Source organism: Micromonospora aridisoli (assembly GCF_056150025.1).
In genome coordinates, this window is record NZ_JAXCFK010000068.1 from 1 (window position 1) to 657 (window position 657).

At 62.6% G+C, this 657-nt stretch carries 1 protein-coding gene; it reads left to right on the forward strand.

The features are described 5' to 3' along the window. Positions 1-388: 388 nt before the first annotated feature. Positions 389-657 (forward strand): hypothetical protein (locus SM447_RS29365; protein WP_474576116.1); only part of this gene is annotated, 269 nt, incomplete at its 3' end.

Genomic DNA, 657 nt, shown 5'->3' on the forward strand with positions numbered 1-657 from the left:
GCAGACAACCGCTCCCCAGCCCAATAACAACGCGACGCCAGGTCAGGTCGCTTCGTCTGTTGTCACCGATGCAGGCCTTGCATCCGGCCAGCGGCCGGAGCCTCTCGAATCGAATGTTCAAGGCGCGGCCCCTGTTGAAGGGCGAAGCCAACGCGCCGGGCAGGGCTTTATAAGTGCTCCAGCTCAGATCTTACATCCGCCTGCTTTGACGAAAGAGCCTGACAGAGGTCGCCCGCCGGAGTCGTCGTCTCGCGGTGTGGAGCGGAACCCTTCTTCGCCCACTGGAGCGGTCCAAACGAATGTCAGCGAGGCAAAAGCGCAAGGGCAACCCCTGACCACCACGCAGGTTCACCTGTCCGCCCAGATGTCTACACCGCCAGCGCGTCGCGTGGACCGGGAGTGGCAGGCCGAAGGGAATTTCGACCCGTTGCCCAGTCGGGAAGAACGGACACAGGTCCCGGCTATGTCACCGGTCTCCCCGCCGCTGCGGGCGGACTTGAGTCTTTCGCCGCCCATGCAAACGCTTGAGGTCATCGATACCTTCGTGCCCGAACAGGGGGTGTTGGAAATTCAATCCACGACGCCAGGGGTCACGCGGGAAGGGAGTGTTTCCGCGCAGCCGGATATTCCACGCCATATTGCCCAGCAGTTGGTCGA